The 15001-nt window shown below is 70.6% G+C and carries 12 protein-coding genes and 1 pseudogene; 7 read left to right on the top strand and 6 right to left on the bottom strand.

The window, feature by feature from the left end; genetic code table 11:
* Positions 1–62 precede the first annotated feature (62 nt).
* The 3 genes from AB5J54_RS34145 to meaB are packed head-to-tail and all read left to right on the top strand — an operon-like array spanning position 63 to position 5067.
* Complete coding sequence (locus tag AB5J54_RS34145; RefSeq protein ID WP_369147789.1) at positions 63–1874, top strand: methylmalonyl-CoA mutase family protein; 1812 nt, start codon at positions 63–65, stop codon at positions 1872–1874.
* Complete coding sequence (scpA, locus tag AB5J54_RS34140) at positions 1874–4048, top strand: methylmalonyl-CoA mutase (protein ID WP_369147788.1); 2175 nt, start codon at positions 1874–1876, stop codon at positions 4046–4048. Before AB5J54_RS34145 ends, scpA begins: the two co-directional genes overlap by 1 nt.
* Complete coding sequence (meaB, locus tag AB5J54_RS34135) at positions 4045–5067, top strand: methylmalonyl Co-A mutase-associated GTPase MeaB (RefSeq protein WP_369147787.1); 1023 nt, start codon at positions 4045–4047, stop codon at positions 5065–5067. The genes scpA and meaB overlap by 4 nt, the downstream gene beginning before the upstream one ends.
* A 32-nt stretch (positions 5068–5099) precedes the next feature.
* On the opposite strand, the gene AB5J54_RS34130 is transcribed toward meaB, so the two are convergent.
* Complete coding sequence (locus tag AB5J54_RS34130; protein ID WP_369147786.1) at positions 5100–5543, bottom strand: MarR family winged helix-turn-helix transcriptional regulator; 444 nt, start codon at positions 5541–5543, stop codon at positions 5100–5102.
* 155 nt (positions 5544–5698) lie between these two features.
* Here AB5J54_RS34130 and AB5J54_RS34125 point away from each other — a divergent pair, with 155 nt between their 5' ends.
* A complete protein-coding gene (locus tag AB5J54_RS34125; protein ID WP_369147785.1) occupies positions 5699–7210 on the top strand; it encodes an MFS transporter in 1512 nt (503 codons plus the stop codon).
* A 57-nt stretch (positions 7211–7267) separates the two neighbouring features.
* Here AB5J54_RS34125 and AB5J54_RS34120 read toward each other — a convergent pair whose 3' ends face one another.
* The 5 genes and pseudogenes from AB5J54_RS34120 to AB5J54_RS34100 form a co-directional block, all read right to left on the bottom strand.
* Positions 7268–8152 carry a geranyl diphosphate 2-C-methyltransferase gene (locus AB5J54_RS34120; protein WP_369147783.1) on the bottom strand — a complete coding sequence of 295 codons (885 nt, stop codon included), beginning with the start codon at positions 8150–8152 and terminating at the stop codon, positions 7268–7270.
* Between the two features lie 15 nt (positions 8153–8167).
* Positions 8168–9535, bottom strand: coding sequence for a family 2 encapsulin nanocompartment cargo protein terpene cyclase (locus tag AB5J54_RS34115; protein WP_369147782.1), 1368 nt, complete (start codon positions 9533–9535; stop codon positions 8168–8170).
* Positions 9536–9633: 98 nt separating this feature from the next.
* A complete protein-coding gene (locus tag AB5J54_RS34110; RefSeq protein WP_369147781.1) occupies positions 9634–11046 on the bottom strand; it encodes a family 2B encapsulin nanocompartment shell protein in 1413 nt (470 codons plus the stop codon).
* 389 nt (positions 11047–11435) lie between these two features.
* Positions 11436–11780: a GNAT family N-acetyltransferase gene (locus tag AB5J54_RS34105; RefSeq protein WP_369147780.1), complete on the bottom strand. Its 345-nt coding sequence runs from the start codon at positions 11778–11780 to the stop codon at positions 11436–11438.
* 53 nt (positions 11781–11833) lie between these two features.
* Positions 11834–12004, bottom strand: a pseudogene (locus tag AB5J54_RS34100) (pirin family protein); the annotation flags it as partial.
* A gap of 431 nt (positions 12005–12435) precedes the next feature.
* Here AB5J54_RS34100 and AB5J54_RS34095 point away from each other — a divergent pair.
* From AB5J54_RS34095 to AB5J54_RS34085, 3 genes are read left to right on the top strand one after another with little or no spacing between them, the layout of a single operon-like run.
* Positions 12436–12804: a hypothetical protein gene (locus AB5J54_RS34095; protein ID WP_369147779.1), complete on the top strand. Its 369-nt coding sequence runs from the start codon at positions 12436–12438 to the stop codon at positions 12802–12804.
* A gap of 13 nt (positions 12805–12817) precedes the next feature.
* The gene (locus AB5J54_RS34090; protein WP_369147778.1) at positions 12818–14305 is read left to right on the top strand and encodes a hypothetical protein; all 1488 of its coding nucleotides are present in this window, start codon (positions 12818–12820) and stop codon (positions 14303–14305) included.
* Positions 14306–14310: 5 nt separating this feature from the next.
* Complete coding sequence (locus AB5J54_RS34085) at positions 14311–14904, top strand: hypothetical protein (RefSeq protein WP_369147776.1); 594 nt, start codon at positions 14311–14313, stop codon at positions 14902–14904.
* Positions 14905–15001: the final 97 nt, after the last annotated feature.

Here is a 15001-nt window from a genome sequence, read left to right as displayed (position 1 = left end):
AGAAGAAGGTCACAGTCGTACGCCCTCCTGCTCCTTTGTCGATCTCCCCTAGCATCCGAGCCATGACGGTCCTGCCTGACGACGGGCTCTCCCTGGCGTCCGAATTCCCAGACGCGCCACATGAGCAGTGGCAACACCTCGTGGCGGGTGTCCTGCGCAAGTCGGGCAAGGAGGTCTCCGGCGCCGCCGCCGAGGACGCCCTGTCCACCCTCCTTGAGGACGGCCTCGACACCCGCCCGCTGTACACCGCGCGCGACTCCGCGCCCGACCCCGGCCTCCCCGGCTTCGCGCCCTTCGTGCGCGGCGGACGCGCCGAGGGCAACACCGTGGGCGGCTGGGACGTGCGCCAGCGGCACCTGACGGCCGACAACGAGGCCGTCCTCGCCGACCTGGAGAACGGCGTCACCTCCCTGTGGCTCGGCGTCGGCGGCAGCGGCATCCCGGTGTCCTCCCTCGACAACGCCCTCGCCGGCGTCTACCTCGACCTCGCGCCCGTCGTCCTCGACGCGGGCGACGAGACGGAGGCGGCCGCCGAGCGACTGCTGAAGCTGTACGAGGAGCGGGGCGTCGCCCCGGAGGCCGCCCGGGGCAACCTGGGCGCGGACCCGCTGGGCCACGAGGCCCGCACCGGCCGCCCGGCCTACGACCTGGCGTCCGTCGCCGGCCTCGCGCGCCGCTGCGCCGACGCGTACCCGGGCCTGCGGGCCCTGACCGTGGACGCCCTGCCGTACCACGAGGCCGGCGGCTCGGCCGCGCAGGAGCTCGGCTGCTCCCTCGCGACCGGCGTCGCCTACCTGCGCGGTCTCACCGAGGCCGGGCTGAGCGTCGGCGAGGCCTGCGGACAGCTGGAGTTCCGCTACGCCGCCACCGCCGACCAGTTCCTGACGATCGCGAAGCTGCGCGCCGCGCGCCGCCTGTGGGCCCGTGTCGCGGACGCCTGCGGCGCCCCGGAGGCGGGCGCGCAGCGCCAGCACGCGGTGACCTCGACGGTGATGATGACGCGCCGCGACCCGTGGGTGAACATGCTGCGCACCACCATCGCGACGCTCGCCGCCGGCGTGGGCGGCGCCGACAGCGTCACCGTGCTGCCCTTCGACGACGCGCTGGGCCTCCCGGACGCCTTCGCCCGCCGCATCGCCCGCAACACCTCCACCGTCCTCATCGAGGAGTCCCACCTGTCCCGGGTCATCGACCCGGCGGGCGGCTCCTGGTACGTGGAGCGGCTCACCGACGAACTCGCGCACGCCGCCTGGGAGTTCTTCCAGACGATCGAGCGGGCCGGCGGCCAGGAGGCCGCGCTGCGCTCCGGCACGGTCGGCGAGCGGCTCGCCGAGACCTGGGCGGCGCGGAGCAGGAAGCTCGCCACCCGCCGCGAACCCATCACCGGCGTGAGCGAGTTCCCGCACCTCGCGGAGAAGCCCGTCGACCGCGCCCCCGCGCCCGAGCCGCTCTCCGGCGGCCTCCCCCGCGTCCGGCGCGACGAGGCGTACGAGGCGCTGCGCGCCCGCTCCGACGCCCACCTCGCGGCGACCGGCGCCCGGCCCCGCGTCTACCTGGCCGCGCTCGGCCCGGCGGCCGCGCACACGGCCCGGCTCACCTTCGCCGCCAACCTCTTCCAGGCGGGCGGCATCGAGGCCGTCACCGAGGGCACCTTCGAGGAGAGCGGCGCCCGCGAGGCCTGCCTCTGCTCCAGCGACGCGCTGTACGAGGAGCGGGCCGAGACCGCCGCCGGGGAGCTGCGCGCGGCCGGGGCCGAGCACGTCCTCCTGGCCGGGCGCCCCGCGGCGTACTCCGGTGTCGACTCGTACGTCTTCGCCGGCTGCGACGCCGTCGCCCTGCTCTCCACCGCCCTCGACCGCATGGGAGTGTCCTGATGTCCATCCCCGATTTCTCCGGGATCGAGCTCGGGGCACAGGCCGCCGACGGCGGGCCCGACGACTGGCGCGCGGCCGTCAAGAAGGCGGCGGGCGGTGACGACCTGCTCTGGGAGACCCCGGAGGGCATCGGCGTCAAGCCGCTCTACACCGGGCAGGACCTGGAGGGCCTGGACTTCCTGGACACCCTGCCGGGCATCGCCCCGTACCTGCGCGGCCCGTACCCGACGATGTACGTCAACCAGCCCTGGACGATCCGTCAGTACGCCGGCTTCTCCACGGCCGAGGAGTCGAACGCCTTCTACCGGCGCAACCTCGCCGCCGGCCAGAAGGGCCTGTCGGTCGCCTTCGACCTGCCGACCCACCGCGGCTACGACAGCGACCACCCGCGCGTCACCGGTGACGTCGGCATGGCCGGCGTGGCCATCGACTCGATCTACGACATGCGGCAGCTGTTCGACGGCATCCCGCTGGACAAGATGTCCGTGTCGATGACGATGAACGGCGCGGTGCTTCCGGTCCTCGCGCTGTACATCGTGGCCGCCGAGGAGCAGGGCGTACCGCCCGAGAAGCTGGCCGGGACCATCCAGAACGACATCCTCAAGGAGTTCATGGTCCGCAACACGTACATCTATCCGCCCGGTCCGTCGATGCGGATCATCTCCGACATCTTCGCGTACACCTCGCAGCGGATGCCGCGCTACAACTCCATCTCCATCTCCGGGTACCACATCCAGGAGGCGGGCGCGACGGCCGACCTGGAGCTGGCGTACACGCTCGCGGACGGAGTGGAGTACATCCGCGCGGGGCGTGAGGCCGGGCTCGACGTGGACGCGTTCGCGCCGCGCCTGTCGTTCTTCTGGGCGATCGGCATGAACTTCTTCATGGAGATCGCCAAGCTGCGCGCGGCCCGGCTGCTCTGGGCCAAGCTGGTCAGGCAGTTCGACCCGCAGAACGCCAAGTCGCTGTCCCTGCGGACGCATTCGCAGACCTCGGGCTGGTCGCTGACCGCGCAGGACGTGTTCAACAACGTCACGCGGACCTGCGTCGAGGCGATGGCCGCCACCCAGGGGCACACCCAGTCGCTGCACACCAACGCCCTCGACGAGGCGCTCGCGCTGCCCACCGACTTCTCCGCCCGCATCGCGCGCAACACGCAGCTGCTCCTGCAGCAGGAGTCGGGCACCTGCCGGACGATCGACCCGTGGGGCGGCAGCGCGTACGTCGAGAAGCTCACCTACGACCTGGCCCGCCGCGCCTGGCAGCACATCCAGGAGGTCGAGCAGGCCGGCGGCATGGCCAAGGCCATCGACGCGGGCATCCCCAAGCTGCGCGTGGAGGAGGCCGCGGCCCGCACCCAGGCCCGGATCGACTCCGGCCGGCAGCCGGTGATCGGCGTCAACAAGTACCGGGTGGCGTCCGACGAGCAGATCGACGTCCTCAAGGTCGACAACTCCTCCGTCCGCGCCCAGCAGATCGAGAAGCTGCGGCGGCTGCGCGAGGAGCGCGACGAGACCGCCTGCCGCGACGCGCTCGACGCGCTCACCCGCGCCGCCGGCGCCGACGGCAACCTCCTGGAGCTCGCCGTGCGCGCCGCCCGCGCGAAGGCGACCGTCGGCGAGATCTCGGAGGCGCTCGAGAAGGTGTACGGCCGTCACTCGGCACAGATCCGTACGATCTCCGGTGTGTACCGCACCGAGACAGGCGAGTCCCCCTCCGTGGAGCGCACCCGGGCCCTGGTCGACGCCTTCGGCGAGGCCGAGGGGCGCCGGCCGCGCATCCTGGTCGCCAAGATGGGCCAGGACGGGCACGACCGCGGCCAGAAGGTGATCGCCACGGCCTTCGCCGACCTGGGCTTCGACGTGGACGTCGGCCCGCTGTTCCAGACCCCGGCCGAGGTGGCGCGTCAGGCCGTCGAGGCGGACGTGCACATCGTCGGGGTCTCGTCGCTGGCCGCGGGTCACCTGACCCTCGTGCCGGCGCTGCGGGAGGAGCTGGCGGCGGAGGGCCGCGAGGACATCATGATCGTGGTCGGCGGCGTCATCCCGCCGCAGGACGTGGCGACGCTCCTGGAGATGGGCGCGGCGGCCGTGTTCCCGCCGGGGACGGTGATCCCCGACGCGGCCCACGACCTGGTGACCCGGCTGGCGGCCGACCTCGGACACGAGCTGTGATCGGTCTCGACACGTATGTGAAGGGCGTGCTCGACGGGAAGCGGGCGGTGATCGCCCGCGCGATCACCCTCGTCGAGTCGACCCGCCCCCAGCACCGTGCGCTGGCGCAGGAGCTCCTCACCGAGCTCCTGCCGCACAGCGGAAAGGCGGTGCGGATCGGGATCAGCGGGGTGCCCGGGGTCGGCAAGTCGACCTTCATCGACGCGTTCGGGACGATGCTCACCGGGCTCGGCCACCGGGTGGCGGTGCTCGCCGTCGACCCGTCGTCGACCCGTACCGGCGGCTCCATCCTCGGCGACAAGACCCGGATGGAGCGGCTCGCCGTCGACCCGGCGGCCTTCGTCCGCCCCTCCCCCAGCGCCGGCACGCTCGGCGGGGTCGCGAAGGCGACGCGGGAGTCGATGGTGGTGATGGAGGCCGCGGGGTACGACGTGGTGCTCGTGGAGACGGTGGGCGTCGGCCAGTCCGAGACCGCCGTCGCGAACATGGTCGACTCGTTCCTGCTGCTCACCCTGGCCCGTACGGGCGATCAGCTCCAGGGCATCAAGAAGGGCGTACTGGAGCTGGCCGACGTGGTCGCCGTCAACAAGGCGGACGGCCCGCACGAGCGCGACGCCCGTGCCGCCGCGCGGGAGCTGGCGGGCGCACTGCGGCTCATGCATCCCCAAGCTCTCAACTCCGTTCGAGCAGGGGAGACCCCACTCGCCGACGCGATCTGGACGCCGCCGGTCCTGAGCTGCAGCGCCCGGGAGTCGGCGGGGCTCGACGAGGTCTGGGAGCGGCTGCGGCAGCACCGGGCGCTCCTCGACTCGACCGGCCGCCTCACGGCCAAGCGGCAGGACCAGCAGGTCGACTGGACCTGGACGATGGTCCGCGAGGAGCTGCTGCGGCGGCTGAGCGCCGACCCGGCGGTCCAGGACGTCACGCCCTCCCTGGAGCGGCGGGTCAGGGACGGCGAGCTGACGGCGACGCTGGCGGCCGAGGAGATCCTGAGGGTCTTCGGGGAACGCCGGGACTGAGGCTTTTCACGGACGCCTGGCGGGGTCTCCCGTCAGGCGTTCTTCTCCATGCCCGGCCGCAGCCGCGCGAGCAGGGCGTACAGGGTGGCGCTGTCCTCCGCGCCGAGCGTGTCGAGGGCGCCGTGGGTCGCCTGCATCTCCTCGCGGACCCGCCGGATGACCTCCCGGCCCTCGTCGGTCGCGACGACGTTCTTCACGCGCCGGTCGGAGGCGTCGGCCTCACGGCGCACCAGGCCGCGCCCCTCCAGGCGGTCGACGATCCCGGTGACGTTCGACGCGTCGCAGACGAGCAGGGTCGCGAGGGCCCGCATCGGCAGCGGGCCGTTCAGCTGGGCGAGCACCTTGGCCTGCGTGGACGTCAGCCCGTGGTGGGCCGCGGCCGCGGCGAAGTCGCGCCACTGGGCCGTGCCGATGGCGGCGAGGAGCTCAAGCAGCTGGAGCTTGGTGGGCGTCGTCTCGGGGGTCGTCGCGCTCATGGTTCGAGCGTACTCACGATCCTTGACATTATCAATTGTTTACTTAAGGACCTCAAGCATTCACTTGACCTCCTCAAGTATCGGGGCCTACCGTCGTCGTATTACTTGATGACATCAAACATCTACGACGTGAAGCACCGAGAAGGTCCCCACACATGAGTCACGAGACCACCCCGCCCGCCGCCGACCCCCGGCGCGAGACGCTCGTCGTCTTCGCGCTGAGCCTCGCCGCCATGGTCGTGTCGATGATGCAGACCCTGCCGGTCCCGATCCTGGGCCTCATCCGCGCCGACCTGGGCACCTCGGCCGCCAACGTCAGCTGGGTCACCACCGCCACCCTCCTCTCCGCCGCCGTCTTCACCCCGCTGCTCGGCCGCTTCGGCGACCAGCACGGCAAGAAGCCGACCCTCGTCGCCGTCCTCGGCGTCATGGTCGCCGGCTCCGTCGTCGCCGCCCTGGCGACCTCACTGCCCCTGCTGATCCTCGGCCGCGTCCTCCAGGGCGCCGCCACCGCGATCTTCCCGCTGGCGCTGTCCGTGCTGCGCGAGGAGGTCCGCCCGCAGAAGCTTCCCGGCGCGATGTCCCTGGTCAGCGGCACCCTCGCGTTCGGCAGCGGTCTCGCGCTCGTCGCCACGGGACTGCTCACCTCCGGCTCCGACGCCGACTACCGCAGCGCCTTCTGGATGGCCACCGGCTTCGCCGCGATCGCCCTGCTCGCCGTCGTGTTCCTGGTCCCCGCGACCCGCCACAAGACCGGCGGCCGCACCGACTTCCTCGGCGCGCTCACCCTCGGCGCCACCCTGCTGCTGCTCCTGCTGCCCATCTCGCAGGGCCACGAGTGGGGCTGGACCTCCGGCCGCACCCTGGGCAGCTTCGCCGCCGCGGCCGTCATGACCGTCGTCTGGGTCTTCACCGAGCTCAAGGTCCGCGAGCCCCTCGTCGACATGCGGATGTTCGTGCACCGGCCGGTCCTCATGGCCAACCTGGCCGGCATCCTCGTCGGCTTCGGCATGTTCGCGAACTTCCTGGGCGTCTCCTACCTCGTCCAGATGCCCGAGGCCCTCACCGGCTACGGCTTCGGCGCGTCGATCCTGCGGGCCTCCGTCGAGTTCCTGCTGCCCGGCGCGATCGTCTCCCTGCTCGCCTCGCCGATCGGCGGCCGGCTCGTCCGCCACCGCGGCCCGCGCACGGCACTCACCCTGGCCGCCGCCCTCGGCGCCGTCGGCTTCGGCTGGCTCGCCCTGGACCACGGCCACACCGCCTCGGTGATCGGCGCCGGCGTGATCGTCGGCGCGGCCGTCAGCTTCGGCTACGCGGCCATGCCCGCCGTCATCATGGCGAGCGTCCCGCACCACCAGAGCGGCATCGCCAACGGCATCAACTCGATCTCCCGCTCCACCGGCAGCGCCGTCGGCAGCGCCGTGGTCACCACGATCCTGGCCTCGCAGACGATCGAGCACCTGCCCGCCGGCGTCCCGGCCCTGCCGGCCGAGTCCGGCTTCACCCTCACCTTCTGGATCGGCGCCGCCGCCTTCGCGCTGGTCGCGGTCATCGCCCGGCTCGGCCTGCGGACCGGCCAGGCGCCCCGTACCGAGCGGGTGAGCGCACCGGCCGCCGAGGTCGCCGAGACCTCCGAGACCTCCGACAAGGAGACGGCAGCGGCATGACGAGAGGGGCGGGCCCGTCGGACGACGGGCCCGCCCCTCTTCCGTACCGCCGTCGGGTCAGACGCGGTCGGCCGCGATCAGGACGTACTGGAAGGAGCCGTCCTTGTACGACTCGATGAACGCCTCCTCGATGCCGGTGACCAGCGACGAGGTGGCCCGCAGCTCCCAGTAGGGCAGGGTGTCCGGCGTCAGGTCGATGACGGTCTGCGGGACGAGGCGGTTGTCGGCCATCGCCTTCAGGTACTCACGGCGCGAGTGGATGTTGCACTCGAAGTGCGCGTTGATCTGCGAGACCCACTTCGAGGGCTGGCCGTACTTCGGGTTCCAGCAGCCGGTGATGGTCACGTAGCGGCCGCCGACCTTCAGGAACCGGGAGTGCTCGGCGAACAGGTCGTCCAGGTCGACGTACATGCTCGACTCGTTGTTCCACGAGCCGGCGATGCTGCCCTTCTCGAAGGGGGTGTCGAGCATGTTGCACACCTGGGCGTGGACGTGGTCGTCGATGCCCAGCTCCTTGGCCCGCCTGTTGCCGAACTCGGCCTGCGTGGAGGAGAGGGTGACGCCCTCGACCTTGCAGCCGAAGCGCTGGTGGGCCATGACGCTCGAACCGCCGCGGCCGCAGCCCGCGTCGACGAGGGTGTCCTCGCTGCCGATCGCGCCGAGGTGGTCCAGGAGGACCTCGGCCTGCGCCGACTCCAGACGGTGCAGCTCGGTGATCAGCTTCTTCTCGTACTCGCTGTCCTCGACGTCCCCGAGGGCGGCGTGGTCGACGGCGCCGATGCCGTAGTGGTGGTGGTACAGCCCGTCGACGTCACCGAGGCGCAGGTTCACGGGCCTGGCCTCGGCGTTCCAGTAACGGGCGATGTCTCCCTGGTACGGCGTCGCCGGGCCGGGAACGAACGCGGTGGTGCCGTTGACGGTGGGGAGCTCGGTGTTGGTCACAGATGAAATCCGTTCTTACCAGAAATCGGGCAGGCTGTAGCGGTACGTATTGGTCTGGTGCCAGTAGTGGTTGCCGTCGACCCACACGGCCACTCCCTTCAGGAAGCGGAGCACGCTCGGGACGGGGCAGACGACGGCCAGTTCGGCGGACGCGGCCTCGAAGTCGCGCATGATCTCGTTGTGGACCTCGACCGCCTTCAGGTACGCGTCCTTCTCCGAGAGGGACTCCCGGTCGGCGATCACCACGGGCAGGTTCAAGTGCCGGCCGGGGCTGGCGAGTTCCTTCGTGTACGAGTACAGGTCGTTGACGATGGTGCTGGCGTTGCCGGCGAGCGCCAGAAGCCGCTGCATCGCCGGCTGGGCGTGCAGATCGGCGGGGAGTTCGTAGCCGCCGACGGTGTCAGTGATCGTGGGACACGGCCGGAAGTTGTTGAACTGCCGCATCGCCAGGTACTCCCACACCTCTGGCGTGTGGTCCGTCTCGGCCCACGCGCCCTCGGCGAGGTAGCCCAGGTGCAGCCGGGCCATGTCGTGCCGGAACCGGTCGGCCTGGGACGGGGTCGCCTGCCGGACGAAGTAGTCCATGGCGGAGCGGTAGGCGCGCCGCGGCGCGTCCGCGTGGAGCGACTCCGCCCACGCCGGCTGGTACTCCGCCGTCGAGTGCAGCGGGTCCAGGGCGGTGTGCGCGAGGAGGAGGCGTCCGCCCAGGCCGATGGGCGAGCCGCCGTGGTCCTCGCAGTAGATGTCGTCGACCGCGTTCTCGGCGACCATCAGCCGGGTGGCGATCATCAGGTGGTCGACGGTCGGGGCGTCCGGGTGGCAGGCGACCATGTAGCGCCCGACGGAGAACCCGTCGAACTGGCCCTCCCAGTCCTCGGGGAACAGCTGGACCTCGTCGACCGCCCATGACTTGATGCGGAGGCTGACCTCCTCCACCCGCACCGGGTCGGGCTCGGGCACCGGATGCCAGTAGAGACCCGGGATGATCAGGGCGTCCGCCGGCGCCGCGACGGGCGCCACCGGGGGCTCCGTACGCGGCATGAGGGACAGCCCTGCCGTACCGAGCCCGCGGGGACCGCGCGGCACCCAGCCCGGGTCGGGCGGGGCCGACGGGGCCTCGGCGACGGGGGCGACCGCGGGAGCCGCGGAGGGAGCCGCGGCGGAAAGCCCGGTGGGCGGCCCGGCGGGAATCCCGGCGGGGATCCCGGCAGGTGCCGCGGCCGGAGCTTCCGGGTGGGGGGCCGTGGGGAGGGCCGGCGCTTCGACGGGGAGGTGGGGTACGGCGTGGCCGTGGGCCGCCGCGTCGGCGAGGACCCGTGCGGTGAACGAGGCCGCGGCGCCGGGCAGGCTGGACTGCAGAGGGGAAAGCCCGGGATCGGGCATCCGTGACTCCTTGGAGAGGTGGGTGGGCCGTCCCGGATTCCGGGCACGCGGGCCCGGCCCGGCTGGTCCGGGTGGGGGTGGCCTGCGGGGAGGGGGCCCTAGTCGCGCCTGCGCGCGATCTGCACGTTCTCCAGTACGCCGAGCGCGTTCGGGACCAGGACGGCGGCGGAGTAGTACGTCGTGACGAGGTACGACATGATCGCCTGCTCGCTGATGCCCATGAACCGCACGGACAGGCCCGGCTCGTACTCCTCGGGGAGACCGGTCTGGCGCAGACCGATGACGCCCTGGTTGTCCTCGCCGAGACGCATCGCGAGGATCGAGCTGGTGTTCTCCTTGCTGATGGGGATCTTGTTGCAGGGAAGGATCGGGACCCCGCGCCAGGCCGGCACCCGGTGCCCGTGGAGCTCGACGGTGTCCGGGTAGAGCCCGGCCCGGTTCCACTCGCGTCCGATCGCCGCGATCGTCCGGGGGTGGGCGAGGAAGAGCTTGGTGCTGCGGCGACGGCAGAGCAGCTCGTCGAGGTCGTCCGGGGTGGGCGGACCGGAGTGCGGCTGGATCCGCTGCTTGAAGTCGGCGTTGGGGAGCAGGCCGAACTCCGGGTTGTTGATGAGCTCGTGCTCCTGGCGCTCGCGCAGCGCCTCGATGGTGAGCCTGAGCTGCTCCTCCGTCTGGTTCATCGGCCCGTTGTAGAGGTCGGCGACCCGGGTGTGGACCTTGAGGACGGTCTGGGCGACGGAGAGTTCGTACTCGCGCGGCTTGAGCTCGTAGTCCACGAAGGCGCCGGGGATGTCGGCCTCGCCCTTGTGGCCGGCCGACATCGCGATCTCGGCCTCGCCGTACTTGTTCTGCCGCTGGTCCGGCAGCGAGCTGAAGTCCCGGATGTGGGTCTGGAGGCTCGGCGCCGAGTTGAGGATGTTCGCGAAGTCGGCGCGGGAGAGGGTCAGCAGGGTGCCGGAGGTCTCGGCGGTCGCGGTGTAGTCCCAGCCGGCGTCGCCGTCGAGGAGGGCGTTCTCACCGAAGCGGTCGCCGTCGGCGAGCGTGGCGACCGCGACCTCGTCGCCGTACTTGCCGACGGAGGTCTGGTTGACGCGGCCGTGGGCGATCAGATGGATCTGGTCGGCGGGAGCGCCGCGCTGGACGAGCACCTCACCGGCGCTGAAGTCGCGCTGGACGCACCGGTCGGCGAGGGCGTTCAGCACGTCGACGTCCTCGAAGCCGCGCAGCAGGGCGAGTTCGCCGAGTTCGCGGGGGATGACGCGGACGCGGGAGCCGTCCTGGACGAACTCGATGCGTCCGTCGCCGACCGTGTAGCTGAGCCGGCGGTTGACCCGGTAGGCGCCGCCCTTGGTCTCCACCCAGGGGAGCATCCGCAGCAGCCAGCGGGAGCTGATCTCCTGCATCTGCGGGGCGGACTTGGTCGTGGTGGCGAGGTTGCGGGCGGCCGCGGTGCTCAGACTGGACTGCCGGGGCGGCTCCAGCTGTACGTCCGGGCGGTCGTCAACGGTCATCGAGCGAGCTCTCTTTCGCAAAGGCGGCGATCGGCGCACGAGCACGCTGAAAGCCGGTGAAAGAAGATGAAGGGGGCGAAGATCCTGGAATCCGTCCAGATCTCGGTGAGGACAGTAACGGCCGCCGAGCCCGCCTCGCTCGAAGAGTCCGAGGGCATTACCTCCTTGCAGTGATCTTGCTCGAAACGATGTTTAACTCGATGACCAGCATGCTTCCGGCCAACCGATCGAGAGTCGGCCAGAGAAGCGCGGCGGGCCCGCCTGTTCGGTCGCCCGTTCGGCCCTCCGGCCCAGGGGGCGCACGGACCCGGCCGCGCGCTCCTGGCCATCCGGGGGAAGCGTTCGCCTCCGCGTGCGTCGTGTTGACGGGTGCCCGCTCCGGGGAGTGGTCAGCGCCGCAGCTGTCCGTCGAGCCACTCGCGGATCTCGGGCGTCACCGGGTCGGTGATGTCGGCGAACTCCTCGTGCTTCTTCAGGAACTTCGCCACGTAGGGGCAGACGGGGACGATGCGCATCCCGGAGGCGCGGACGTCGGTGAGGGCCTGCTCGACGAGGATCGCGGCCAGGCCCTGGCCCGCGTAGGCGTCGTCGACCTCGGTGTGGAAGAAGACGCGCCGGTCGTCGCGGTCGCGGTAGGCGGTCAGGCCGGCGCGCTCGCCGTCGACGAGGATCTCGTACCGGTGGCGGGCGTCCACGCGCCGGACGACGGGGGCGGTGGCGGTCTGCTCGGTCATGGGAGGTGCCTTTCGCTGAGAGGTGAGGGTCGGAAGCGGTGAGCGGCCGCGCGTCAGCGACGCGCGGGGTTCCTGCGGGGTGCGATCCGGGCGTTGGGCAGGGCCGGGGCCGGGAGGCGGTCGCCGGGGTAGCCCTCGACCTCGCCGAAGCGGTCGGAGGCCTTCTCCCACTCCTCGCGGGCCTCGGCGATGTCCTCGTGGCTGCGGCCGATGACGTTCCACCACTACTTTATCCGTAGACGTATCCGCAGGTCAGGTGCACTACAGTCCACCAAAGTCGGCAGAAGTCGGCATCAGAGTGCCGACGAGGCACAGCATTCGCCCTACCCCCGAGGCATAGGTGCGGCACAGGACGCGGAAGCCGCCTATCGGGACCAGTACTGTGCGGATGTGAACCAGCACCATTGATCTTCCCTCGGGTCTCCTAGCGGGATACGCATCGGGCTCGTCGCGCAGGAACGGTCACCTCATAGCATGTGCAATGACACCAACATCCCGCCTAGCATGGGTCCTTCGGTGATCCGTTGACGAGAAGTGTGGGGGAGTCATGGGGTTCGAGGACGATTGGGCTGTCGTCGTATCCGCGTCGCGGGACAGACAGTCGGCAGGTACTCGGCTCAACTCGGCCGGTCCCGGAGGTGCAGGGTCGGGGTCGATGAACCTGGTCGTCACACAGGACGACCTGGGTGCCGTGGGGCACGAGGCGTATCTGCTGCATGAGCGGTTACGTGAAGGGGCTGATATCGCGGGCGCCGGCAGCGACAGGAGCGGTGCCGGGTCGACGGCACAGGCCGCCCGTGAGTTGTCTTCGCGGCACATGACCATGGGCGGTGAACTACTGACCACACTCTCCGTGTGGGACTCGCAGGTGAAGACGGTCCTGCAGATGTGTGCACACCTCTCGAACCACCTCGACTACTCGAAGAGGTCATACGCACAGAACGACAGACACATCGAGGACTCGCTGCGGCACCGCGACGGCACCGCCGTCCCGGTTTCCGAGATCTCCACGTACGTGCGCTGAAAGAGGCGGACCGATGACGCTCACGTACAGCGATCTCATGACCATGGACCTCGGGAAGCTCGATACCGCCGTCGGCGACTGGAAGGCCATGACCGACAGCCTCGCCAAGCTGGAGACCGCCGCCAGGGACGGCTTGCTGCGCACGTCGGAACAGGCCCGATGGAAGGGCGTCAATGCCGACGTCACCAGGGAGTTCGTGGCCGGCGCCGTGAAGGAGATCACGGATCTCAAGTCCGAGGCCACCAGCATCCACGCCGTTCTCGCAGACGCCCACACGGAGCTCGTCAGCATCCAGAAGCGCGCGAAGGCCCTCACCGAGGAAGCCGCCAGGGGCTCGGAGAAGGACCCCGGACTGCTGGTGACGGACGGCGGAAGCGGCACCGTCCGGGTCATGGAGGCGATGTGCACCCCGGAGGGGACGACGCAGCGCACCAAGGACCTGATGCGGTGGTACGCGGACGCCCTCACCGGTCTCCTCTCCCATGCCACCGAGGTCGATGCCGCCGCCACCCGGGCCCTGAAACGCAGCCACGGTGGCGATGTACACAACGCCGGCCATGCCGCGTACACCTCGCTCGACGAGGACCAGCTGCCCCGCGCGACGAAGCTCGCGTCGCTCGGCAAGGGCGCGAACGACGAACAGCGTGCCGAACTGGTACGCCTGTGGCGTTCGCTGAGCCCGGAAGCCAGGGCAGAGTTGTGGACGAAGCAGGAGGACAACCTGGTCGCGGCAGGGCTGCTCACGCCCTCGATGAAGCAGAACGCCCCGGACAAGGGGTCGGGTCCGTACGACGTGGAGAAGCCGGGCTTCCAGGAGTGGGCCACTCTCGCGAAGATGCGGGGCATCACGGAAGGCGCTGACGCGATGGACCTGGTCGACGCGGGCCGCCACATGGACCACTACCTCGACAACGACGGCACGCCCATGAACCTGCCCGTCGACAAGATGATGGCCGACGACGACGGCTTCAGAAAGCACATCGACCAGCACATCAGGATGTACCAGGACGGATGGCGGGAGATGGCGCTCGCCGAGTTCAAGGCCAACGGCGGGAAGCCGGTGTCGATCCCCGTGGAAACGCCCAACATCAATGACTACAGCTTCACCAAGGAGAGCAACCCGAACTGGTTCTACGCGGTCGGTTCCACGAGGGCGAACGTCACCGGCGTCGTCACGGTCGTCCCGGACGCCGACGGCAACCCCAAGGTCGGCCTCGACTACCAGGCCAACGCTTGGGACCGCTACAACTGGGACGAGAACAAGGGCGTGGACATCTTCGGCGTGATGGACATCCCCGACGGCCAGATGGCACGACTGCACACGACCGGTCTCGCGCAGGAGTTCGACATGTCAGGAAGCAGCTCCGCCAAGCACTACGATCTCGGCTCCTCGGCATCGAACACCGGTCCCCTGCCGGAACCCGACGAGCCGGGACGCGAGGGAGGCCGTACGGACAACGGCCGGGAGACGCGCGAGGGACGGGCAGGTACCGGCAGGTGAGGGGTGTGGACAGCGCGCGGCCGGGTGGCGCGCGCCCGAGGCGTCGGCTGCTCGTCGTGGCCGCGGGGCTCGTAGGGGGCGTCGTCGTGGCAGTCGGCGCGTTCTACCTCCTGGCGGACACGTGGCTGTCCGACTCCGTCAAGGAGGAAAAGGATTGCTGTTGGGAGGCTGGAGCCACGCCTGCGTGGATGAGTGAACAGATCGGCCTGCGCGTCCCGGAGAACGCCGCGGACCGGCGGGCCGGTTACAAGGTCGGCGAGCGGTACGACACGGGGCTGCTGAGCTTCACCCTGCCCACGCGCGAAGCGAAGGCGTACCTGGCCCCGTTGACGCCCAAGGGCGCCCGCATGATCCCCAACATGGAGCCCGAACCGACGAACTACCGTCCGGCGGCCGGATTCACGCATCTTGGGCTTCCGGAGCCCGAGACGCTCGTCGAAGGGATGCTGACGGGCGGGTTCTGCCCCGACAACGTGGATTCGCCCGACGCCGAGCACCTCGCCCACTGCGTGAAGGTGTTCTCTCACCAGTACGCACCGGGCACCACCCGGATCTACCTCCGCTCGACGATCGAACCGGGGCTGACACCGCCTCGATGACCAGTAGTTCATCCCGCCGCTGGGGGGCGGGAGGGCTGCGGCACACCCCTCCCACAGTCGCGATGACAGCCTGAGGCACAGTCGGGCACCCGCGCCC

This window comes from Streptomyces sp. R44 (genome assembly GCF_041053105.1).
GTDB lineage: Bacteria > Actinomycetota > Actinomycetes > Streptomycetales > Streptomycetaceae > Streptomyces.
This window is presented reverse-complemented; position numbering and strand designations above follow the sequence as displayed.